Origin of the sequence: Pseudomonas sp., assembly GCF_002796985.1 — a bacterium.
GTDB lineage: Bacteria > Pseudomonadota > Gammaproteobacteria > Pseudomonadales > Pseudomonadaceae > Pseudomonas.
Genome location: NZ_PEKX01000004.1, coordinates 23,391 through 45,208, shown reverse-complemented (window position 1 = coordinate 45,208; position 21,818 = coordinate 23,391). Strand labels below are relative to the sequence as shown.

Annotated in this window: 11 protein-coding genes; 7 read left to right on the top strand and 4 right to left on the bottom strand. The window is 68.7% G+C overall.

Annotation, left to right across the window (positions count from 1 at the left end):
- The first annotated feature begins 85 nt into the window (after positions 1 to 85).
- Complete coding sequence (locus tag CTR55_RS03240; RefSeq protein ID WP_296284112.1) at positions 86 to 526, top strand: carboxymuconolactone decarboxylase family protein; 441 nt, start codon at positions 86 to 88, stop codon at positions 524 to 526.
- A gap of 139 nt (positions 527 to 665) precedes the next feature.
- Here the strand turns inward: CTR55_RS03240 and CTR55_RS03235 are convergent, their stop codons facing one another.
- Together CTR55_RS03235 and CTR55_RS03230 are read right to left on the bottom strand one after the other, a co-directional pair.
- The gene (locus tag CTR55_RS03235; RefSeq protein ID WP_296284111.1) at positions 666 to 1,844 is read right to left on the bottom strand and encodes a YbfB/YjiJ family MFS transporter; all 1,179 of its coding nucleotides are present in this window, start codon (positions 1,842 to 1,844) and stop codon (positions 666 to 668) included.
- Positions 1,841 to 2,713: a LysR family transcriptional regulator gene (locus CTR55_RS03230; RefSeq protein WP_296284110.1), complete on the bottom strand. Its 873-nt coding sequence runs from the start codon at positions 2,711 to 2,713 to the stop codon at positions 1,841 to 1,843. Before CTR55_RS03230 ends, CTR55_RS03235 begins: the two co-directional genes overlap by 4 nt.
- Positions 2,714 to 2,846: 133 nt before the next feature.
- Between CTR55_RS03230 and CTR55_RS03225 the strand changes: the two genes are divergently transcribed.
- Positions 2,847 to 3,899 carry a nitronate monooxygenase gene (locus tag CTR55_RS03225; RefSeq protein WP_296284109.1) on the top strand — a complete coding sequence of 351 codons (1,053 nt, stop codon included), beginning with the start codon at positions 2,847 to 2,849 and terminating at the stop codon, positions 3,897 to 3,899.
- Positions 3,900 to 4,001: 102 nt separating this feature from the next.
- Here the strand turns inward: CTR55_RS03225 and CTR55_RS03220 are convergent, their stop codons facing one another.
- Entirely contained in the window at positions 4,002 to 4,895 is an 894-nt protein-coding gene (locus CTR55_RS03220) for a DMT family transporter (RefSeq protein WP_296284108.1), read from the bottom strand.
- Positions 4,896 to 5,153: 258 nt separating this feature from the next.
- Between CTR55_RS03220 and CTR55_RS03215 the strand changes: the two genes are divergently transcribed.
- A complete protein-coding gene (locus CTR55_RS03215) occupies positions 5,154 to 5,951 on the top strand; it encodes a helix-turn-helix transcriptional regulator (RefSeq protein ID WP_296284107.1) in 798 nt (265 codons plus the stop codon).
- A gap of 3 nt (positions 5,952 to 5,954) precedes the next feature.
- Here the strand turns inward: CTR55_RS03215 and CTR55_RS03210 are convergent, their stop codons facing one another.
- The gene (locus CTR55_RS03210; RefSeq protein WP_296284106.1) at positions 5,955 to 6,491 is read right to left on the bottom strand and encodes an RNA polymerase factor sigma-70; all 537 of its coding nucleotides are present in this window, start codon (positions 6,489 to 6,491) and stop codon (positions 5,955 to 5,957) included.
- Positions 6,492 to 6,838: 347 nt separating this feature from the next.
- Here CTR55_RS03210 and CTR55_RS03205 point away from each other — a divergent pair, with 347 nt between their 5' ends.
- The 4 genes from CTR55_RS03205 (at position 6,839) to CTR55_RS03190 (ending at position 21,809) form a co-directional block, all read left to right on the top strand.
- Positions 6,839 to 7,057: an MbtH family protein gene (locus tag CTR55_RS03205; RefSeq protein ID WP_296284105.1), complete on the top strand. Its 219-nt coding sequence runs from the start codon at positions 6,839 to 6,841 to the stop codon at positions 7,055 to 7,057.
- Between the two features lie 3 nt (positions 7,058 to 7,060).
- Entirely contained in the window at positions 7,061 to 7,783 is a 723-nt protein-coding gene (locus CTR55_RS03200) for an alpha/beta fold hydrolase (RefSeq protein WP_296284104.1), read from the top strand.
- Positions 7,784 to 7,804: 21 nt separating this feature from the next.
- Positions 7,805 to 8,785 carry a TauD/TfdA family dioxygenase gene (locus CTR55_RS03195; protein ID WP_296284103.1) on the top strand — a complete coding sequence of 327 codons (981 nt, stop codon included), beginning with the start codon at positions 7,805 to 7,807 and terminating at the stop codon, positions 8,783 to 8,785.
- 226 nt (positions 8,786 to 9,011) lie between these two features.
- On the top strand, positions 9,012 to 21,809 hold the full coding sequence (locus CTR55_RS03190; RefSeq protein WP_296284102.1) for a non-ribosomal peptide synthase/polyketide synthase: 12,798 nt from the start codon (positions 9,012 to 9,014) through the stop codon (positions 21,807 to 21,809).
- Positions 21,810 to 21,818: the final 9 nt, after the last annotated feature.

Genomic DNA, 21,818 nt, shown 5'->3' with positions numbered 1-21,818 from the left:
TGCGCGGCCGAAATTCTGCGGATTGGCCACCTGCCGCTGGCGCGGCACGGCGCACAATGGCCGGGTCATCTTCTGGAGTGCCGTCATGGAGCCGCGTCTGGATTACTACACCGCCTCGCCGGAAGCGCTGAAGGCGGTGCTGGCGCTGGAAGCCGCCATCTTCGAACTGTCGTTGGAGAAACCGCTGCTGGAGCTGGTGCGCTTGCGCGTGTCGCAGGTGAACCACTGCGCCTTCTGCGCCGACATGCACGCCATGGAAGCGCGGCGCGGTGGCGAGACCGAACGGCGCCTGTTCGCCGTCAGCGTCTGGCGCGAGTCACCGTTCTTCACCGAACGCGAGCGGGCAGCGCTGGCCTGGTGTGAGTCAGTGACGCTGCTGTCGGAATCCAAGGTGCCGCTGGAGGTCTTCGAACTTGCCCGCGAGCAGTTCAGCGAACGGGAACTGGTGGACCTCACCGTGGCCATCGGCGCGATCAACGTGTGGAATAGGTTGGGCGTGTCCTTCCGCCAGCAGCCGCCGGCCTGACCGGTGAATTTATAGGGCGCATAACGCGTCAGCGTTATCCGCCGTGAGGTGGTCGGCGGATAACCTGTTCCAGGTTATGCGCCCTACGTGCTGCTTTTCGTAGGAGCGAGCTTGCTCGCGAACAAGCCCAACTTTGCTGCTACCGGTGAATCCGTTCGCGAGCAAGCTCGCTGCTACCGGTTTCCATTCGGCGCAATGGCAGACAGCACATTGCGCCCACCAGCAACGCGCTGGCGGCTGCCCCCAGCGCCGGGACGAAACTGCCAGTCAGCCCACGCAGCGCGCTGGCGGCCAGCGGCCCGACGATCTGCCCGACGCCATACAGCGCCGTCATCGCCGCGAGCATGTTGAAGCGCACCTGCGCGGCCACCGCGCGCGCCGCCGGCATGGCGATGGTCACGGTGCCCATGAAGCTGCCACCCACCAGCACCGCGCTGCCCAGGTAAAGGAAGGCGGAGTCGCCCAGCGCCGGCAGCATCACACCCACCGCCTGCACCAGCAGGTTCAGCGCCAGCGCGCGCCGGCCGCCCAGCTTCAGGTGCAGGCGATGCCAGAGGAAGCAGGATGGCGCGGCGCCCAGGCCGAAAGCGGCCCAGACCTGCAACGGGTCAATGGCGCCCAGGCCGCTCTTCATCAGCAGCGGCAGGTAGGTGGCGGTGATGATGTAGCCGAAGCCGGCCAGCCCGTAGACCAGCAGGATGATCGGCGCGGACAGCTCCGGCGCCGGTCCCGTGCCGTCCACTGCGGGGTGCGGCGCGGCCTGTGCTTCGCGACCGAGCGCGGGCGCAGCCAGCAGCGCCAGCACCAACCCGGCCAGCGCCAGCACACACCAGATCGCCGAGCTGCCCAGGCCGAAGGCGCTGCCGGCAGCGATCAGCTCCGCCGAGACCAGGATGCCGATGCCCACACCGGCGAACATCATCGGCGCGCCATGGCTCTCGCCCATGCTCTGCAACAGCCACTGCGCGGCGCTGACCAGGGCCATGGCGCTGAGCACGCCAGCCAGCAGTCGTACGCCGATGGCGAACCAGGCCGGTGCCGGAATGGCCATGGCGGCGAGGGTAGCCAGGGTGCCGATCAGGGCGATCACGCAGATTCGCGCCGCCTGCTTTTCATGACTGCGCGCCAATAGCAACGCGCCGAGCAGGTAGCCCGCGTAGTTGGCAGAGGCGGCCAGGGAGCCGCCGGTGATGCTGAGCACGCTGTCGCGCACCATCAGCGGGTACAGCCCGGTGAAGGCGAACCGGCCGAAGCCCATGCCCACGGCCAGGATTAGCGCTGCGGACAGCGCGGCGGGCAGGCGGGGCGTGCGGCTCACGGGCGAGCCTCGAGGGTTTCCCGCCAGCGCTGGAAGGCGCCGGTGGCGTAGCCTTCGCGCCAGATCAGCAGGGTGTCCACCTCCATCAGCGGCACGGCCTGCAGGTCCGGCATTTCCCGTTGCAGTTCCAGCACCGAGCGCGGCAGTACGCCGATGCAGGAGCCGGCGTTCACGCAGGCGAGGATGCCGTGGTACGAGCCCACTTCCTGCACCGCCAGCGGCGCGCCTTTCAGCCAGCCTTCGGCCAGCAGGCGATAGGTGCAGCCTCGGGTGAAGCCGGCGAGGGTACGAATCTGCACGTCTTCGGGCTTTTTCACCGGCGGGTGGTTGCCCGGCAGCACGAGCAGCAGTTCCTCGCGGAATACCGGCTCGGCGCGCAGGCCGCGCTCCAGCCTCGGCTCGAAGCCCGGCTCGGCGCGGAGAATCTCGGGGTGGGCGATCAGTGCGCAATCGAGCTGGCGATTGAGCACTTCACCCAGCAGCTTCTGGCTGTGGCCGGTGCTGACCTGCAGCTCCACCTCGGGATACTGCCGATGGAAGAGCGCCAGTGGCTCGGGCAGCCGGCTGGCAGCGGTGGCTTCCATGCTGCCCAGGCGCAGGCTGCCGCTGGCGCCGTTGGGGTGCAGCGACTGCCGCGCCTCGCTGGCCAGGGCCAGCAACTGCTCGGCATAGCGGAGGAAGTCGCGGCCCTGGTCGGTCAGCGTCATGCGTTTGCCATCGCGCAGGAACAGCGCCGCGCCGAGGTCTTCCTCAAGCTGGCGGATACGCGTGGTGACGTTCGATTGCACGCGTTGCAGGCGGGCGGCGGCGCGGGTGACGCTTTGCTCTTCGGCCACGCAGCGGAAGATTTCCAGGCTGGAGAGATCCATTATTAATCTTCGATAGAGAATATGTTGCGACGAATATTCTCTTCATGAGATGGTAAGTCAAGCGAAAGCAAGGCAATCGAGAGAAAGGCCAAGCGGCCATTTCGCCGACTCCCCCGACGTTGAGGACCCCGTCATGCGCATCACCGAACTGCTCGGCATCCAGCACCCCATCATCCAGGCGCCCATGGTCGGCGTGTCCACCCCGGCGCTGGCCGCGGCGGTGTCCAATGCCGGCGGGCTGGGCTCCATCGGCCTGGGTGCGAGCAACGCCACGCAGGCTCGTGCCCTGCTGGAGCAGACCCGCGCGCTGACCGACAAGCCGCTCAACCTCAACCTGTTCTGCCACCGCCCGGCCGTGGCGGACCCGGCGCGCGAGGCCGCCTGGCTGGAGCACCTGCGCCCGCTGTTCGCCGAATTCGATGCGCAGCCGCCGGCGCAGATCCGCGAGATCTACCGCAGCTTCCTGGCCGACCCCGAGATGCTGGAATTCCTCATCGAAGCGCGGCCGGCCGTGGTCAGCTTCCACTTCGGCCTGCCGCCGCAGGACTGGATCGACCGTCTGAAAGCTGCCGGCATCCGTCTGCTGGCCACCGCCACTTGCCTTGCGGAAGGCCGCGCCATCGAGGCGGCGGGTATCGACGCCATCGTTGCGCAAGGCTATGAGGCGGGCGGACACCGTGGCGTGTTCGAGCCGGAGAAAGACGCGCGCATCGGCACCTTCGCGCTGGTGCGCACGCTGGCGAAAGCCACGGGGCTGCCGATCATTGCCGCCGGCGGAGTCATGGACGGGCAGGGCATGCGTGCGGTGTTCGAACTGGGTGCGCAGGCGGTGCAGATGGGCACGGCGTTCATTTCCGCCGACGAGTCCTCGGCCAACGCCGCGTTCAAGGCGGCGCTGCGTGGCGAGCGCGGGGAGCGCACCGAAGTGACGTCGGCGATTTCCGGTCGCGCCGCTCGGGGCATGGTGAACCGGCTGTTCACCGATGTGGGCAGCGCCGATGCACCGGAGCTGCCGGCGTACCCGACAACCTACGACGCGGCGAAGGCGCTGACCGCCGCCGCAGCCGCCAAGGGCAACAGCGACTTCGCCGTGCAGTGGGCCGGGCAGGGCGCGCCGCTGTCGCGGGAGATGCCGGCGGCGGAGTTGGTCGCCACCGTTATGGCCGAGTTCCGCGCGGGCCTGTAGGAAAGAGAGGGGACGCCATCGTCATTGCTCGCGAACAGGTTGCCCGGCGACATCAGCGTCAAGCGGTTCGCGAGCAAGCTCGCTCCTACAAGAGCATCCGAGTCAGCGGGCGCTGACAGCAGTGGCGGGTTTCACCCGTGGCCGCCACAGCTCGGCCAGCAGCACGCCGGCCAGGGTCAGTGCGCCACCTACCAGGTGGTAGCTGGTCAGCTGTTCGCCCAGCACCACGGCGGCGATGGCGGCGGTCAGCACCGGCAGCAGGTTGAAGAACAGCGCCATGCGGCTCGGCCCCATGCGCTGCACGCCCTGCATCCAGGCCAGCGCGCCGACGATGGAGGCCAGCAGCCCGGCATACAGCACCAGCGGCAGGTTGGCGGCGGTCAGGCCATGGTGCGGCGAAGCGATATACAACGGCGCCAGCGCAACGACCGCCACCAGCACCTGCAGGTACAGCATCAGCAGCGGTGGCAGCGGCAGGTTCCACTTCTTCAGCAGCACGCCATACACGCCGTAGGCGAGGGTGGCGACGATCATCATGCCGTCGCCCAGGTTCACGCCGTGGCTGATCAGTTGCTGCGGGTTGCCCTGGGTGATCACCAGCAGCACGCCGCCCAGCGAGACCAGCGCGCCCAGCAGTGCGGCGGGGCTCAGCTTGTGGCGCAGCAGCACCGACGCCAGCGCGAGGGACATCAGCGGCATCAGCGACAGGATGATGCCCATGTTGGTCGCCGAGGTGAGCGCGGCGGCGTAGTAGGCCAGGCACTGGTAGACGGCCATGCCGAGTAGGCCGAGGGTGACGATCTTGCCGAGGTTGGCGCGGATTACCGGCCAGTGGGCGAGGGTGGCGCGCAGCAGGAAGGGCGTCAGCAGCGCGCCGGCCAGCAGCCAGCGGTAGAAGCCGATCTCCGCCGGGGCGATCTGCCCCACGGCGAGTTTGTTGACGACGGTATTGCCGGACCAGATGACCACGGCCAGCAGGGGGAACAGGTAGTTCATGAGTTCTTGCAGGTCTCAGGTTTGATTTCGAAGTGGTGGCTACTTCCCTCTCCCCAGCCCTCTCCCTGAAGGGAGAGGGAGCAGTGCGAGCCGGCTGATGTCATGGTTTCAACCTGCACCGGACCAGTCCTCTCTCCCTTCGGAGCGGGGCGCGTGGCCAGGGCTGGGGAGAGGGCGCTCCACAGATGCCACCCATTCTCCCCTCGTCCGAAACCAGACGTATAATGAAAACCGGACAATCCACCCCGGCATTCGGACATGACCCGCGCACTGCCGCTCCCGCTTCCCGACATCGACCAGTTGCCCGCCGAACTGTACTTCCGCTACGACGAGTTCGACGCCGGCACCCATTCGCCCAGCCATCGCCACCCCTGGGGCCAGCTCAACTACGCGTCCCACGGGGTAATGGAGCTGGAAGTGGACGGCCAGCGCTTCCTCTCGCCGCCGCAGTACGCCGTGTGGGTGCCGCCGGGGCGCGAACACAGCTGCTACAACCGCCAGGCGATCATCTACCGCTCGCTCTACGTGTCCGCCGAACTGGCGCGCAAGCTGCCGCAGACCCCTTGCACCCTGGCGATCAGCGACATCCTCAAGGCGATCCTTTCCGACTTCGCCGCGCGAGGGGTGAACGTCCCGCAGAGCGCCGCCGACCAGCGCCTGGCCGATGTGGTGATCGACCAGCTACAGGCCGCGCAGCCCCACGACGACTACCTGCCGTACGCCAGCGGCGGAGCACTGGGCGAAGTGCTGGTCGCGTTGCAGGCCGAGCCCGGCGACAACCGCACCCTCGCGCACTGGGCGGAGCGCGTGCACAGCACCGAACGCACCCTGGCGCGGGCCTGTCAGCGGGAACTGGGGATGTCGTTCGGCGAATGGCGACAGCGCCTGCGGTTTCTCGCCGCCATCGAGGCACTGGCATCGGGGGAAGGGGTGCAGCAGATCGCCTTCAACCTGGGCTACAGCAGCCCTTCGGCGTTCATCGCGATGTTCCGGCGGCTGTCGGGCACCACGCCGGAGCAGTACCGCTCGACCTTCCGCGCCCTGGCGGAAGGTTGAACGTCAGGCCTTGCCAGCCTCCAAGCCCTTCAGGGTCTTGCGGCAATGGATCAGCGCATCGCGCACCATGAAGTTCACCAGGGTCGGGGAGACGCCCAGTTCCTCGGCGATTTCCTTCTGCGTGCGGCCGTGCAGGCGATACATCTCAAAGGCGTAGCGGGTGCGCTCGGGCAGGCACTGCAGGGCGCTGGAGATGGCCTCCAGGGTCTGCCGGTCCTCGTGCTCCAGTTCCGGTGACGCGGAGGGCGTCGCGACGTGCATGCCTTCTTCCTCGCTACCCGAGTAGCGCTTCTCCAGCGCCTGCCGGCGATAAAGATCGATGGCCAGGTTGCGCACCACGCGCATCAGGTAGCCGCTCTGCGACTGGATGCCGGGAGTGAGGTCGCTCGCGTTGAGCTTGATGTACGCATCGTGCACCACGTCTTCGGCATGGCTGCGGCAGCCGAGGATGCGTGCGGCCGCATTGATGAAGGTCTGCCGGTGGGTAGCGAACAGCTCGTGGAGAGCGGGGCGCGACTCGGCGGGCATTGGCTTGGACATGCAAGGTTTTCCTATGCGGCGGCGGAGGCGGGGACGTCCACATGGGTTGAGGCGGCCAATCTAGATCAAATGATAATTATTATCAATTTATTCGGAAGACTCGGACTAGTGCTCTGCAACAGGGTTCCCAAGGCAGGGTGAAGATTTTTCATTCGCATCCTTTCGTCCGATCTTTCGGTTTGCTGCGGTAGGGCGAGCCAGGAAATTTCGCCGGCGCATATCTTATGAGAATTAATCGCATACGAGAACACTAACTATTTCATTGCCTCTCTCGTCTTCATGGCAGAGCTGGAAAACATCGGCAATGGCCGGTGGCCGGCATCCCCTGCAGCTGAAGGAGAAAGGCGATGGCGTTCGATCGCGACGATGCGGTTTACAAGGTGCTGGTCAACGGTGAAGAGCAGTACTCGCTGTGGCCGGACTACAAGGAAGTCCCGGCCGGCTGGCGCGAGGCCGGCAAGCAGGGGAGCAAGGCCGACTGCCTGGCCTTCGTCGAAGCCAACTGGACCGACATGCGTCCGCTGAGCCTGCGACAGAAGATGGACGGCCAGGCGGCGGGGCAATAACCCATGCTGCGTCTGTTCTGCCTGCCGTACTCCGGCGCCAGCGCCATGCTCTATGCGCGCTGGAAGCGCCAGCTGCCGAGCTGGATTGAAGTCTGCCCGGTGGAGTTGCCCGGCCGTGGCCGGCGCTTCGCCGAAAACCTGCAGACCGACCTGCGTGCCCTGGCCGGCCAGTTGGCTGACGAAATCGCCGCGCGTCTGGACCAGCCCTACGCCATTTTCGGCCACAGCCTCGGCGGCTTGCTGGCCTTCGAGCTGGCCCACGCCCTGCGCGAGCGCGGCTTGCCGGCTCCGCAGGCGCTGTTTGCCTCGGCGGCCGCAGCGCCCGCTCGCCGCGACAGCCACCGCGAGCTGGCGCAAGAGCAGAGCGACGCCCAACTGATCGAACGCATGCGCCGCCTCGGCGGCACGCCCGAAGCGGTGTTCGCCGACGAGGAAATGCTGCGCCTGACCCTGCCGGTGATGCGCGCCGACTTCCTGCTTTGCGGTCGCTACGACTACCGCCGCCGCGCGCCGCTGGCCTGCCCGATCCATGTGTTCGGCGGCAAGGCCGACCGGCTCTCGGTGGAGTCCCTGTCGGCCTGGCAGGACGAAACCAGCGCCGGCTTCTCCCTGGAGATGCTCGACGGCGGCCACTTCTTCCTCCATGCCGGCGAGGCGCGCCTGCTCGAGCTGCTGCTCGGCCGCCTGCGCCAGCCCGGCCAGTCGACCAGCGCAGCGCTGGCCTGATCGATTCAAGCGGAGACCCCGATGCCCACCTCCACTCTGTTCGACATTGCTCCCCTGGCCGACGCGCGTGGCGGCCTGCCGCTGCTGGTGCAGGCCCGCGGCGACGGCATCGACCTGCTCGACGCCCTGGCCGAACTGCGCCCGCTGGTGACTGAGCGCCTGCCGGTGTGCGCCGGCATTCTCTTCCGTGGTTTCCAGGTTGGCGCGCCGGAGCGCTTCCGCGAGTTCGCCGCCGGCTTCGGCCACCCGCTGCTCAACTACGAGTTCGGCTCCACCCCGCGCAGCAACGTCACCAGCGGCGTGTACACCTCCACCGAATACCCGCCGCACCAGCACATCCCGCTGCACAACGAGCAGGCCTACACCCGCGAGTGGCCGATGAAGATCTGGTTCTACTGCGTGCAGGCCGCGCAGAGCGGCGGCGAGACGCCGATAGCCGACAGCCGCGAGATCTACCGCCGGGTCGACGAGGGCATCCGCCGCCGCTTCAGCGAGCGCGGGCTGATGTACACCCGCAACTTCGGCAACGGCCTGGATGTGGCCTGGGAGCAGGTGTTCAACAGCGCCGATCCGGCCGTGGTCGAGGCCTACTGCAGGGCTCACAACATTGGCTGGGAGTGGAAGGAAGACGGCGAGCTGCGCACCCGCCAGGTCTGCCAGGCGGTGGCGCAGCACCCGGTCACCCGCGACTGGGTCTGGTTCAACCAGGCGCACCTGTTCCATGTCTCGAATCTTCCGCCGGAAGTGCGCGAGAGCCTGCTGGAAATCGTCGACGAGGAAGACCTGCCGCGCAACGTTTACTACGGCGACGGCAGCCCCCTCGAGCACTCGGTGCTCGACGACATTCGCGGCGTGCTGGAGGAGGCCAAGGTGAGCTTCCCCTGGCACAGCGGCGACGTGCTGATGCTCGACAACATGCTCGCCGCCCATGCGCGTGCGCCGTTCAGTGGCCCACGCAAGGTGGTGGTGGCGATGGCGCAAGGGCATGGCGCTGATGCCTGACGCCGGGACGGATAGCTCCCTCTCCCTCTGGGAGAGGGGGGTGAGGGAAATGGCCTGGCGCTGGAGTTGCCGGTAGCACCCTCACCCTGAGCCTCCCCGAGAGGAAGAGGGGACGGATCGGAGCGAGTAAGCAGTTCGGTTCTCCGATTCCCATCACGCAAAAAGCTGAACCCACGAATTTCCCTCCGGCGGGCCCCACGCGCTCGCCGACAGAACAGGTGATGTCATGAACGACCGCTACGAAGCCGCAGGAAACCTGGTCGAGGCGCTGCTGCAACGCGCCAGCGAAATGCCGCGCAAGACCGCCCTGCGATTCATCGCCGAGAACCTCGAACAGCCCATCAGCTTCCGCGAGCTGGACGAGCGCGCCCGCGCCATGGCTGCCTGGATGCTGCGCCACGGCCAGCAAGGCGACCGCGCCGTGCTGTTGCTGCCCAGCGGCCCGGAGTACGTCACCGCGTTCTTCGCGTGCCTTTACTCGGGCATCATCGCCGTGCCGGCCTACCCGCCGGAATCCGTGCGCCCGCAGCACCTGGCGCGCCTGCGCTCGATCCTCGATGACGCGCAGCCGAGCCTGGTGCTCACCGACTCCACGCTGATCGAAGCCCTGCGCCCGGCCTGCGAACGAGAGAACGGCGACAGCCCGTTGCTGCTGGCGGTGGACCAGGCCGACCCGGCGCTGGCCGTCGAGTGGCAGATGCCCGAGCTGGCCGACGACGACATCGCCTTCCTGCAATACACCTCCGGCTCCACCTCGACGCCCAAGGGCGTGCAGGTCAGCCACGGCAACCTGGTCGCCAACGAACGCCTGATTCGGGGCGGCTTCGGCATCGGCGATGACGACGTGATCGTCAGCTGGCTACCGCTGTTCCACGACATGGGCCTGATCGGCGGCCTGCTGCAACCGATCTACAGCGGCATCGAATGCGTGTTGATGTCGCCGCGCTACTTCCTCGAACGCCCGCGCCGCTGGCTGGAAGCCATTGCCCGCTACGGCGGCACCGTCAGCGGCGGGCCGGACTTCGCCTATCGCCTGTGCTGCGAGCGGGTCAACGAGGCGGCCATGGAAGGCCTCGACCTGAGTAAATGGCGCGTGGCCTTCTCCGGCTCCGAGCCGATCCGCCCGGACACCCTGGAACGCTTCGCCGCCTGGTTCGCCCCGGCGCAATTCGACGCCGCATCCTTCTATGCCTGCTACGGCCTCGCCGAAGCGACCCTGTTCGTCACCGGCGGCGTGCGCGGCGACGGCATCGGCCAGCTGGAAGTGGACCTCGATGCCCTGGGCGAAAACATCGCCCGCCCAGGCCGTGGCACCTCGCTGATCAACTGCGGCCGGGCCCAGCCCGACCATGAAATCCAGCTGGTCGACCCGGTGAGCGGTGAAAGCCTCGGCCCGGACCGTGTCGGCGAAATCTGGAGCAGCGGCCCCAGCGTCGCCCTCGGCTACTGGCGCAACCCGGAAGCCAGCGCCCGTACCTTCGTCGAAAAGGACGGCCGCACCTGGCTGCGCACCGGCGACCTGGGCTTCCTGCACAACGACGAACTCTTCGTCACCGGCCGCCTCAAGGACATGCTCATCGTCCGTGGCCAGAACCTCTACCCACAGGACCTGGAACGCTGCGTCGAGGAAGAGGTGGACCTGGTGCGCAAGGGCCGCGTCTCCGCCTTCGCCATCGAACACCAGGGCCGCGAGGGCATCGGCATCGCCGCCGAAGTCGGGCGCAGCGTGCGCAAGCTGATCTCCGCCGAGGCGCTGGCGAAAGCTATCTCCGCCGCTGTGGCGGAAACCTTCCAGGAGGCGCCGCTGGTGGTGGCGCTGCTGGAGCCGGGCGCACTGCCCAAGACCTCCAGCGGCAAGCTGCAACGTTCGGCCTGCCGCACCCAGTTGCTCGATGGCAGCCTGCAGGCCTACGCGATCCAGCGCGCCGGCGAGCCGATCAGCGACGGCGCCAGCGCCAAGCCGGTCGCGCCGCTGTCGGCTCAAGAGCAAGCCATCGCCGCACTGTGGAGCGAAGTGCTGGAGCTGCCGGCGATCCGCCGCGATGACAACTTCTTCGCCCTCGGCGGCAACTCGATCAAGGCCACCCAGTTGATGGCGCGCCTGCGCGAACGCCTCGGCCGCGCCGTGGAATTGCGCCTGCTGTTCGAAGCGCCGGAACTGGGTGCCTTCGCCGCCGCCCTGGCAGCATTGCCGACCACTGAAGCCGAGCCCGTTCCGCAAGTCCCGCGCGCCGGCCTGCTGCCGCTGTCGCCGGCCCAGCGCCGCCTGTGGTTCCTCTGGAGGCTGGAGCCGGAAAGCGCCGTCTACCACATCGCCGGGCGCATGAACCTGCGCGGCGAGCTGCGCCGCCCGGTGGTAGAGCAGGCCTTCGCCGTACTGCTGGGCCGCCATGAAACCCTGCGCAGCCGCTTCATCGAACGGGCCGATGGCGAGGTGTCGCTGAGCCTGTCCAACGCTACCCAGGTGGAACTCACCGAGAGCGACTTCAGCTCCCTGGGCAACGCCCGCCGCGACATTGCCGCCCGCGAGGACGCCGATGCCTTCGCCGCGCAGCCCTTCGACCTGGCCAGCGGCCCGCTGCTGCGCCTGCGCCTGCAGAACCTCGGCGGTGGTCGCCAGGCGCTGCTGCTCTGCGTCCACCACATCATCGCCGACGGCTGGTCGCTGAACCTGCTGCTGGACGAGTTTGCCGAGTGCTACCGCGCCATCGTCGAACAGCGCGAGCCCGTGCTGCCGGCGCTGCCACGGCAGTACCTCGACCTCGCCGCCGCCCAGCAGGGCAAGCTGGAAGCGGGCGAGGGTGCCCGCCTGCTGGGCTGGTGGAGCGAGCGCCTGGGCAACCAGCATTCGCCGCTGGAGCTGCCCTTCAGCACTCCAGAAAAGAACGGGGGCGTAAAAGGCCAGAGCGCCGAGCTGATCGAACGCGAAGTGGACGCCGAGCTGACCGGCAAATTGCGCAGCCTGGCCCAGGCCCACGGCGCGACCCTGCCGATGCTCCTGCTCAGCGCTTACAACCTGCTGTTGCAGCGCTACAGCGGCCAGCACGACCTGCGCATCGGCCTGACCCAGGCCGGCCGCGAGCAGCTCGACAGCGAGCGGCTGGTCGGCTTCTTCGTCAACCTGCTGGTGCTGCGCAGCGAGCTGCCCGAAGGCGCGAGCCTGCGCGGCGTGCTCCGCCAACTGCGCGACGACCTGCTGCAAGCGCAGGCGCACCAGGGCCTGCCGTTCGAGCAACTGGTGGAGGCGCTGCAACCCGAACGCGGCCACGGCCGCCACCCGCTGTGCCAGGTCGCCTTCGACCACCAATGGCAGCCGCGCGCCGGCAACGGCCTGCCCGGCGTCAGCGTGGAAGCCCTGGAACAGCTCGACCTGGAAACCCCCTTCGACCTGGTTCTGCGCGTCCGCGAGGGCGAGCACTCTTTGCGTGTGAGCTTCTGCTATGCCCGCGAGCGTTACGCCGCCAATGGCATGCAGCGCCTCGTCGGGCACTTCCTCGACCTGCTGCGCACCTTGCCGCAGCTGAATGCCGACGCCGTGCTGGATGCACGCGACTGGCTGCCCGCCAATGACTGGAGCATCGCCGTGGCCGGTGACGCGCCGGCCTTCGAAGCGCTGAGCGAAACCATCGCCGCCCAGGCCCGCCGTCATCCGGCCAAGGTCGCGCTGATCGACGAGCAGCGCGAGGTGAACTTCGCCGAACTGGAGGATCGCTCCAACCGCCTGGCGCAACGCCTGATCCAGCACGGCATTGGCGCGGAACGCCGGGTCGCCGTGGCCCTGCCGCGCGGCGTGGACATCCCGTTGGCCCTGCTGGCCGTCATGAAGGCCGGCGGCGCCTACCTGCCGCTGGACGTCGACTACCCCGAGGAACGCCTGGCCTGGCTGATGCAGGACGCCGGCGTCGACCTGTTGCTGACCAACGCCGAGCTGGCCGAACGCCTGCCGCTGCCCGAAGGCGTCGAGCGCCTGGTGCTGGAACAGGCCGACCTCGGCAACGCATTGGCCGTGCGCCCGCTGGTGCGCATCCAGGCGCAGAACCTCGCATACCTGATCTACACCTCCGGCTCCACCGGCCAGCCCAAGGGCGTTGCCGTCGCCCATGGCGAGATCGCCGCGCACTGCCGCGCCATCGGCCAGCGCTACGCCATGAGCGATGCCGACCGTGAGCTGATCTTCATGTCCTTCGCCTTCGATGGCGCCCACGAGCGCTGGCTCACCGCGCTGTCCCACGGCGGTAGCCTGCTGATCCGCAACGATGCGCTGTGGACCGCCGAGCAGACCCTGCAGCAACTGCGCCGCCACGAAGTGACGGTCGCCGCGTTCCCGCCGGCCTACCTGCAACAGCTGGCTGAGCAAGCTTTGGCTGCTCCGGATAAAGAGCACGGCCACGCGCCGAGCATGCGCATCTACTGCTTCGGCGGTGACGCGGTGCCTGAGGCAGCCTACCAACTGGCGCACCAGGCGCTGAAACCGCAGCACCTGATCAACGGCTACGGCCCGACCGAGACGGTGGTCACCCCGCTGCTCTGGAAGGCCGACGCCCGCACCACCTGCGGCGCGGCCTATGCGCCCATCGGCGAAGTGGTCGGCGAGCGTAGCCTGTACATCCTCGACGACCGCCTGCAACCACTGCCGCGCGGCGTCGCCGGCGAGCTGTACATCGGCGGCCACGGCCTTGCCCGTGGTTACCACCAGCGCGCCGGCATGACCGCCGAGCGCTTCGTCGCCGACCCCTACGCCGACGGCCTCCGCCTGTACCGCAGCGGCGACCGCGTGCGCTGGCGTGAAGACGGCGCGCTGGACTACCTCGGCCGCGTCGACCAGCAGGTGAAGATTCGCGGCTTCCGTATCGAGCCGGGCGAGATCGAAGCCCGCCTGCGTGCGTTGCCCGGCGTGCGCGAAGCGGCGGTGATCGCCCGCGACAGCGAGCGCGGCAAGCGCCTGCTGGGTTACGTCTGTGGCGACAGCCTCGCCGAGGACGCACTGAAAGCCGCCCTGCGAGCACAGCTGCCGGACTACATGGTGCCGTCGCGCCTCCTCGTGCTGGAGCAGATGCCGCTCAACGCCAACGGCAAGATCGACCGCAAGGCGCTGCCCGAACCGCAGGAAGCCGCCAGCATCACCGAAGCCCCGCGCGATGGCCTGGAAAGCCGCGTCGCCGCCGTCTGGGCCGAAGTGCTCGGCGTGCCGGGCGTAGGCCGCGAGGACGACTTCTTCGAGCTGGGCGGCCACTCGCTGCTGGCCACGCAAGTCATCTCCCGTCTGCGTCGCGACCTGGGTTGCGAAGTGCCGCTGCGCGACCTGTTCGAAGCCAGCCGCCTGGATGAATTCGCTGCACGGCTGACGGCTCTTGCACCCAGCGCTCGCCCGGCACTGCGCGCCGTTGCCCGCGACGGCGACCTGCCACTGTCCGCCGCCCAGAGCCGCCTGTGGTTCTTCTGGCAGATGGAACCGGCCAGCGCCGCCTACAACGTGCCCGGCGCGCTGCGCCTGCGCGGCCAGCTGGATGAGTCCGCGCTGCGCCGTGCCTTCGATGCCCTGGTGGCGCGCCACGAAACCCTGCGCACCACCTTCGATGAAGTGGACGGCCAGGCCTTCCAGCGCATCCAGCCGGCGCAGCCCCTGGACCTCGCGCGGGTCGATCTGTCCGCTGAAACCGATGCCGAAAGCGCCGCGCGCAAGCTGGCCGAGGAAGAAGCGCAGCGTCCGTTCGACCTGCGCAACGGCCCGCTGCTGCGCCTGACCTTGATCCGGCTGGCTGACGACGACCATGTGCTGCTGCTGACGCTGCACCACATCGTCTCCGATGGCTGGTCGATCCGCGTGCTGGTTGACGAATTCAGTCGCCTCTACGGCGCCTTCGCCGCTGGCGAGGAGCTGCAACTGCCGCCGCTGCCAGTGCAGTACGCCGACTACGCCCAGTGGCAGCGAAAACTGCTGGCGGGCGAGGAGGGCCAGCGTCAGCTGAACTGGTGGACCGAGCAGCTCGGCAATGCAACGCCGGTGCTGGAACTGGCCGCCGATCGCCCGCGCCCGGCGGTGCAGAGCTACCGTGGCGGCAGCCTCGGCTTCAGCCTGGACGCCGGCCTCGGCAGCCGCCTCAAGCAGCTGGCCCGCGAGCAGGACGTCACCCTGTTCATGCTGCTGCTCGGTGCCTACGCGGTGCTGATGCAGCGTTACAGCGGCCAGCGCGACCTGCGCATCGCGGTGCCTATCGCCAACCGCCAGCAGCTGGAAACCGAAGGGCTGATCGGCTTCTTCGTCAACACCCAGGTCATGCCCTGCACCCTGGCTGACGACGAATCCTTCGCCGCGCTGCTGGCCCGCCTCAAGCCGCTGGCCCTGGGCGCCCAGGCGCACCAGGACCTGCCGTTCGAGCAACTGGTGGAAGCCCTGCAACCCGAGCGCAGCCTGGCCTACAACCCGCTGGTGCAGGTGAAGTTCAACTTCGGCTTCGACGTCAGCCGCCTGCCCGATGCCGGCACGCTGAAGCTGGAACTGTTCAGCGAAGAACAGTACGGCGCGCGCTTCGACCTCGCCCTGGACATGGCCGAGGCGCTGGACGCCAGCGGCCAGCCGGGCGATGAGCTGCGCGGCAGCTTCGTCTATGCCCGCGACCTGTTCCTTGATGCCAGCGTCGCCGCCATCGCCGGCCAGTTCGAAGCGCTGCTGCGCCAGCTGTGCGCCGAGCCGCAGCGCGCCCTCGGCGAACTGCCGCGCCCGGTGGCTTCGCGCCGTCGCGGCGAGGCGCGCCAGTGGCCGCAGCAGGACGTGCTCGGCCTGTTCGCTGCACAAGTTGCCGCGCAGCCGGACGCCATCGCCGTGCAGGACGACAGCCTCCGCTACAGCTATGCCGAGCTGGACCAGCGCAGCAACCGCCTGGCCAACGCGCTGATTGCCAGCGGCGTGGAATCGGGCGCGTGCATCGCCATCTGCCAGGAACGCAGCGTGCAGTGGGTGCTCCTGCTGCTGGGCGTGCTCAAGGCCGGCGCTACCTACGTGCCGCTGGACCCGGCGCAACCGGCCGAGCGTCTGCGCCAGTTGCTTACGGACAACGGCATCGGCCGTGTGCTGGTGAGTGATGCCGCGCTGCTGGAAACCATCGGCGACACCGCCACGCTGATCCCGGCCGGCGGCCCGGAGCAGGGCAGCGCTGCTGCGCCGGCACGGAGCATCGACCCGCAACAGGCTGCCTATGTGATCTTCACGTCCGGCTCCACCGGGCAGCCCAAGGGCGTGCGCGTCAGCCACGGGGCGCTGGCCAACTACGTGCAGGCCGTGCTCGAACGCCTGCAACTGGACCAGGGCCGCGCCCGGGGCCTGGGCATGGCGATGGTCTCCTCGGTGGCCGCCGACCTCGGCCACACTACGCTGTTCGGCGCGCTGTGTGGCGGTGGTCGCCTGCACCTGGCGGACGCCCAGGCCGTGGCAGACGCCGAGCGCTTCGCCGCGTTCATGCAGGACGTGGACGTGCTGAAGATCGTCCCCAGCCATCTCGCCGGCCTGCTGGCCGCCGCGCCCAACGCCGCCGCCGTGCTGCCGCGCCGCCTGCTGGTGGTGGGCGGTGAAGCCTGCGACCGCGCGCTGCTGCAGCCGATCCGTGAGCTGTCGCCCAAGCTGCGCGTCGTCAACCACTACGGCCCCAGCGAAGCCACCGTGGGCGTGCTGACCCACGAATGGTCACTGCTGGACGACCTGCCGGCCGCCAGCCTGCCCATCGGCACGCCGCTGGCCAATAGCGCCATCCGCGTGCTCGACGAGAACGGCCACGACCTGCTGCCGGGCGTGCCCGGCGAGCTGTACATCGGCGGCGCCGGCCTGGCGCTGGGTTATCTCGGCCTGCCGGAGATGACTGCCGAGCGCTTTGTAGAGATCGACGGCGAGCGCCTGTACCGCAGTGGCGACCGTGTGCGCCTGAACCGTCGCGGCGCCGTGGAATTCCTCGGCCGCGTCGACGACCAGGTGAAAATTCGCGGCTACCGCGTTGAGCCGGGCGAACTGGCGCAGGCGCTCAAGCGCCTGCCGGGCGTGCGCGATGCTGTGGCGCTGGCTGAGCGTGACGGCGATGGCCCGATGAAGCTGCTGGCCTGGGTCGTGACTGAGGCGCAGAGCGTGGAAAGCCTGCGCGAAGCCCTGGCCAGCGAAGTCCCGGAATACCTGCTGCCGGCCCAGTTGATGCTGCTGGAGCGCCTGCCGCTGAACGCCAACGGCAAGGTTGACCGCAAGGCGCTGCCGCGCGTCGAAGCGGTCGCCAAGGCCGTGGACAGCGCGCCACTGAGCGAGCTGGAACAGCGCATCGCCGCTATCTGGCAAGCGGTGCTGAAGGTCGAGCGCGTCGATGCCGAAGACAACTTCTTCGAGCTGGGCGGCGACTCCATCCTCAGCCTGCAGATCATCGCGCGCATCCGCAAACTCGGTTACAAGCTCAGCCCGAAACAGCTGTTCGAGCGGCAGAGCGTCCGCCAGTTGGCGCAGTGGCTGGAAAGCCGTGCCCCGGCCGCGCCGGCAGCACCCGCGCCGGTGGCCGCCGTCAGCGGTGAGGTGGTGCTGTCGCCAGTACAGGCGCGCTTCTTCGAGCGTGTGCCGAGCGCCCAGCGTCATCACTGGAACCAGGCGCTGCTGCTGCAACCGCGTGAAGCACTGGGTGGCGACGTCCTCGCCCGTGCGCTGCACTGGCTGGTCGGCCAGCACGACGCGCTGCGCCTGCGTTTCGACGGCAGCCGCCAGCGTTACGCAGAACTTGGCCCGCTGGATATGACGTTGCTGTGGCGCCGCCGCGCCGCCGACGCGCAAACCCTGGAGCGACTGTGCGACGACGCCCAGGCCAGCCTGGACATCGCCAACGGCCCGCTGCTGCGCGCCATGCAGGTCAGTTTGGCGGATGGTAGCGAGCGCCTGCTGCTGGTCATCCACCACCTGGCGGTGGACGGCGTGTCGTGGCGCATCCTGCTGGAAGACCTGCAGTACGCCTGCCGCGAACTGCGCGCCGGTCGCACACCCGCCGCGCTGCCGCGCAGCGACAGCTACCAGGCCTGGAGCGCCCGCCAGCAGGCAGCTGCCAATAGCGCTGCCGCTGAGCTGGGCTACTGGCAGGCCGAACTGCGCGATGCACCGCGTCTGACCCGCGCCCGCAGCGGTGCCCCGGCCACCTGGAAGGAAGCCGCCAACGCGCGCTTCAGCCTCGATGCCGTGACCACCCGCCAATTGCTCGGCCCGGCGCTGAAGGCGCAGCGCCTGCAGATCAACGACCTGCTGCTGACCGCGCTGGCCCGCGCCCTGTGCGCCTGGACCGGCGAAAGCTCCGCGCTGGTGGAGATGGAAGGCCATGGCCGCGACGCCGTTGACGGCGACGTGGCGCTGGACCTGAGCCGCTCCGTGGGCTGGTTCACCGCGCTCTATCCCGTTCGCCTGCAAGCCGGCGGCGAGCCGGGTGCGGACCTGCGCGCCACCCGCGACCACCTGCGCAAGCTGCCGCGCGCCGGCATCGGCTACGGCCAACTGCGCTACCTCAGCCAGCACGCCGCCAGCCTGCGCGACCTGCCGGCGCCACAGGTGACCTTCAACTACCTCGGCCAGCTCGACCAGGCCTTCGCCGACGCCGACTTTCTGCCGGCCTTCGAAGGCGTCGGCCGCAGCCAGCCGCTGAACGCTGCGCTGGGCAACGCGCTGGTCTACGCCGGCCGCGTGCTCGGCGGTGAACTGAGCCTGGAGGTCACCTACAGCCGTGCGATGTTCGACGCGGCGGACATCGATGAGCTGCAAGCACTGCTGCGTGCCGAGCTGCAAGCGCTGGTCGCCTGGTGCCTGAGCCATCCCTGCAAGCTCGGCGCAAATGACCTGCCGGTGCTCGGTCTGGATCAGCAACAGCTCGACGCGCTGCCGCTGCCGGCCGGCGTGGAAGACCTCTATCCGCTGTCGCCGATGCAGCAGGGCATGCTGTTCCACGCCCTCGACGTGCCGGGCTCCTCGCTCTACGTCAACCAACTGCGCGTCGATCTGGACGGCCTCGACGAGGCTCGTTTCCTCGATGCCTGGCGCGCCGTAATCGCCCGCCACGCCAACCTGCGCACCGGCTTCCTCGCCAGTGCCGATGCGGCGCCGTTGCAGTTCGTGCTGCGCGACGTGCAGTTGCCGGTGCAGTCCTTCGACTGGCGCGGCCAGCAGGTGAGCGCGCAGCAGCTTGAAAACGTCGCCGACGCGCAACGCAACCTTGGCTTCGACCTGGCCAAGCCGCCGCTGCAACGCCTGGCGCTGATACGCCTGGGCGAACGCCGCTACCACCTGATCTGGACCTGCCACCACTTGCTGCTGGACGGCTGGAGCAGCGCGCGGCTGATTGGCGAAGTGCTTGCCCTCTACCGTGGCGAGGCACTGCCGGCGCCCGCGGCGCAGTACGGCGACTACATCGGTTGGCTGCACGAGCAGGACGGCGCGGCCGGCGAGAGTTTCTGGCGCGAGCGCCTGAAGGGCTTCGACGAGCCGACCCTGCTGGCCACCGCCTGCAACGCCGGCTTCCGAGAGGAGCCGCTGCGCGAGCTGCACAGCCGCCTCGACAGCGCGCCGCTGCAACGCTTCGCCCAGGCCCAGCGCATCACCCTCAACACCCTGGTGCAGGGCGCGTGGGCGCTGCTGCTGCAACGCTACTGCGGCCAGCGCAGCGTGACCTTCGGCGCCACCGTGGCGGGGCGCCCGGCCACGCTGCCGGGGGCGGAGGAAAGCCTCGGTCTGTTCATCAACACCCTGCCGATCCTGCAAACGCCGGATGACGCCCAGCACGTCGGCGACTGGCTGCGCGAGCTGCAAGCCTTCAACCTGGACGTGCGCGAGTTCGAGCACACCCCGCTGTACGACATCCAGCGCTGGGCCGGCCGTGGCGGCCAGGCGCTGTTCGACAGCATCATCGTGTTCGAGAACTTCCCCATGGATGCGGCGCTGTCCTCGTCCAGCGAGGACGACCTGCGCATCCTCGGCCACCACCCGGTGGACGGCACCAACTACGCCCTGGCCCTGGTGGCCAGCGCCGGCGAGCAACTGGACGTGCGCTACACCTACCGCGCCGACCGCCTGAGCGCGAGCCAGATCGAGCAACTACGTGGCCACTTCGAGCACCTGCTGCTGGCCCTGGTGGAAGATGCCGAGCGCCCGCTGGGCCGCATCAGCCAGCTCGCCAGCGAGGAGCGCAACAAGCTGCTGCAACGCTTCAACGACACCGAGGCGAACTTCCCGGCCGACGCGCAGTTGCAGGAGCTGATCGAGCGACAGGTCGCCGCAACCCCGGAGGCGCTGGCCCTGCAGTTCGGCGACGAGCGCCTGAGCTACTCCCAGCTCAACGCCCGCGCCAACCAGCTGGCGCACTGGCTGCGCGGTCAGGGCGTCGGCCCGGACGTGCTGGTCGGCGTGGCCGCCGAACGTTCGGTGGAACTGGTGGTGGCCCTGCTGGGCATCGTCAAGGCCGGCGGCGCCTACGTGCCGATGGACCCGGACTACCCACAGGAGCGCCTGCAGCACATGCTCGCCGACAGCGGCGTGGGCCTGCTGCTGACCCAGCAGCACCTGCTGCAGCGCCTGCCAGCGAGCAATGCCGAAATGGTGTGCCTGGACAGCCAGTGGGGCGAGATCGCCACGGCCTCCGAGCAGAACCCGGCCATCGCCGGCAGCCCGCAGAACCTGGCGTACCTGATCTACACCTCCGGATCCACCGGCAAGCCCAAGGGCGCCGGCAACAGCCATCGCGCGCTGGTCAATCGCCTGAACTGGATGCAGAAGGCTTACGCGCTGGACGCCTCCGACCGGGTGCTGCAGAAGACCCCGTTCAGCTTCGACGTGTCGGTGTGGGAGTTCTTCTGGCCGCTGCTGAGCGGCGCCGCCCTGGTGGTTGCCGCGCCCGGCGCGCACCGCGACCCGGCGGCGCTGCGCCAGGTGATCGAGGCGGGGCAGGTCACCATGTTGCACTTCGTGCCGTCGATGTTGCAGGCCTTCGTTGCTTCCGGCGAACTGGAGCGCTGCCCGTCGCTGCTGCAGGTGATGTGTTCCGGCGAGGCGCTGCCCTACGAGCTGCAACAGCAGTTCCGCCAGCGCAGCAGTGCGAAGTTGCACAACCTCTATGGCCCGACCGAGGCGGCGATCGACGTCAGCTTCTGGGCCTGTGACGAGGACAACGCGCGGCAGGTCGTGCCCATCGGCCGGCCCATCGACAACCTGCGCCTGGTGCTGCTGGACGAGCGCCTGGAGCCGGTGCCGCAAGGCGTGGCCGGCGAGCTGTACATCGGCGGCGTCGGCCTGGCGCGCGGTTACCACGCACGTCCCGGCTTGACCGCTGAACGCTTTGTCGCTGACCCATTTGGCAGTGGCGAACGCCTGTACCGCACCGGCGACCTGGCTCGCCAGCGCGAAGACGGCGCCATCGAATACCTTGGCCGTCTCGACCACCAGGTGAAGATTCGCGGCCTGCGTATCGAGCTGGGCGAGATCGAAGCGCGCCTGCAGGCCCACCCGCAGGTCAGCGAAGCGGTGGTGGTGGCCAAGGACGGCGTGCTGCTGGCCTACGTGGTCGCCAGCGCCGAGCCCGAAACCCTGCGCCAGACACTGCAAGGCGAGTTGCCGGACTACATGGTGCCGTCGCGGATCATCGCCCTCGACGCCATGCCGCTGTCGCCCAACGGCAAGCTGGACCGCAAGGCCCTGCCGGACCCGCAACTGGGCGACAGCCTGCGCGAGTATGTGGCGCCGCGCAGCGACCTGGAAGTCGAGCTGGCCGGCATCTGGCAGCACGTGCTGCAGGTGGACCGCGTCGGCCTGCACGACGACTTCTTCGAACTGGGCGGCCATTCGCTGCTGCTCACCCAGGTCGGCCTGACGTTGCGTCAGCGCCTGGGCCTGGAATTGCCGCTGCACCGCCTGTTCGAGCTGAGCAACATTGCAGCGCTGGCCGCCTGGATCGAAGCCCAGCGGGCAGATTCGGCCAGCGCGGAAGAGGAACTGGACCTGATGGATGAACTGCTCGGCGAGCTGGAGAATCTTTGATGAGTGGGG

Coding starts and splice junctions, on each gene's coding strand:
- CTR55_RS03240 (WP_296284112.1), top strand. CDS start 86: ATGGAGCCGCGTCTGGATTACTACACCGCCTCGCCGGAAGCGCTGAAG.
- CTR55_RS03230 (WP_296284110.1), bottom strand. CDS start 2,713: ATGGATCTCTCCAGCCTGGAAATCTTCCGCTGCGTGGCCGAAGAGCAA.
- CTR55_RS03225 (WP_296284109.1), top strand. CDS start 2,847: ATGCGCATCACCGAACTGCTCGGCATCCAGCACCCCATCATCCAGGCG.
- CTR55_RS03220 (WP_296284108.1), bottom strand. CDS start 4,895: ATGAACTACCTGTTCCCCCTGCTGGCCGTGGTCATCTGGTCCGGCAAT.
- CTR55_RS03215 (WP_296284107.1), top strand. CDS start 5,154: ATGACCCGCGCACTGCCGCTCCCGCTTCCCGACATCGACCAGTTGCCC.
- CTR55_RS03210 (WP_296284106.1), bottom strand. CDS start 6,491: ATGTCCAAGCCAATGCCCGCCGAGTCGCGCCCCGCTCTCCACGAGCTG.
- CTR55_RS03205 (WP_296284105.1), top strand. CDS start 6,839: ATGGCGTTCGATCGCGACGATGCGGTTTACAAGGTGCTGGTCAACGGT.
- CTR55_RS03200 (WP_296284104.1), top strand. CDS start 7,061: ATGCTGCGTCTGTTCTGCCTGCCGTACTCCGGCGCCAGCGCCATGCTC.
- CTR55_RS03195 (WP_296284103.1), top strand. CDS start 7,805: ATGCCCACCTCCACTCTGTTCGACATTGCTCCCCTGGCCGACGCGCGT.
- CTR55_RS03190 (WP_296284102.1), top strand. CDS start 9,012: ATGAACGACCGCTACGAAGCCGCAGGAAACCTGGTCGAGGCGCTGCTG.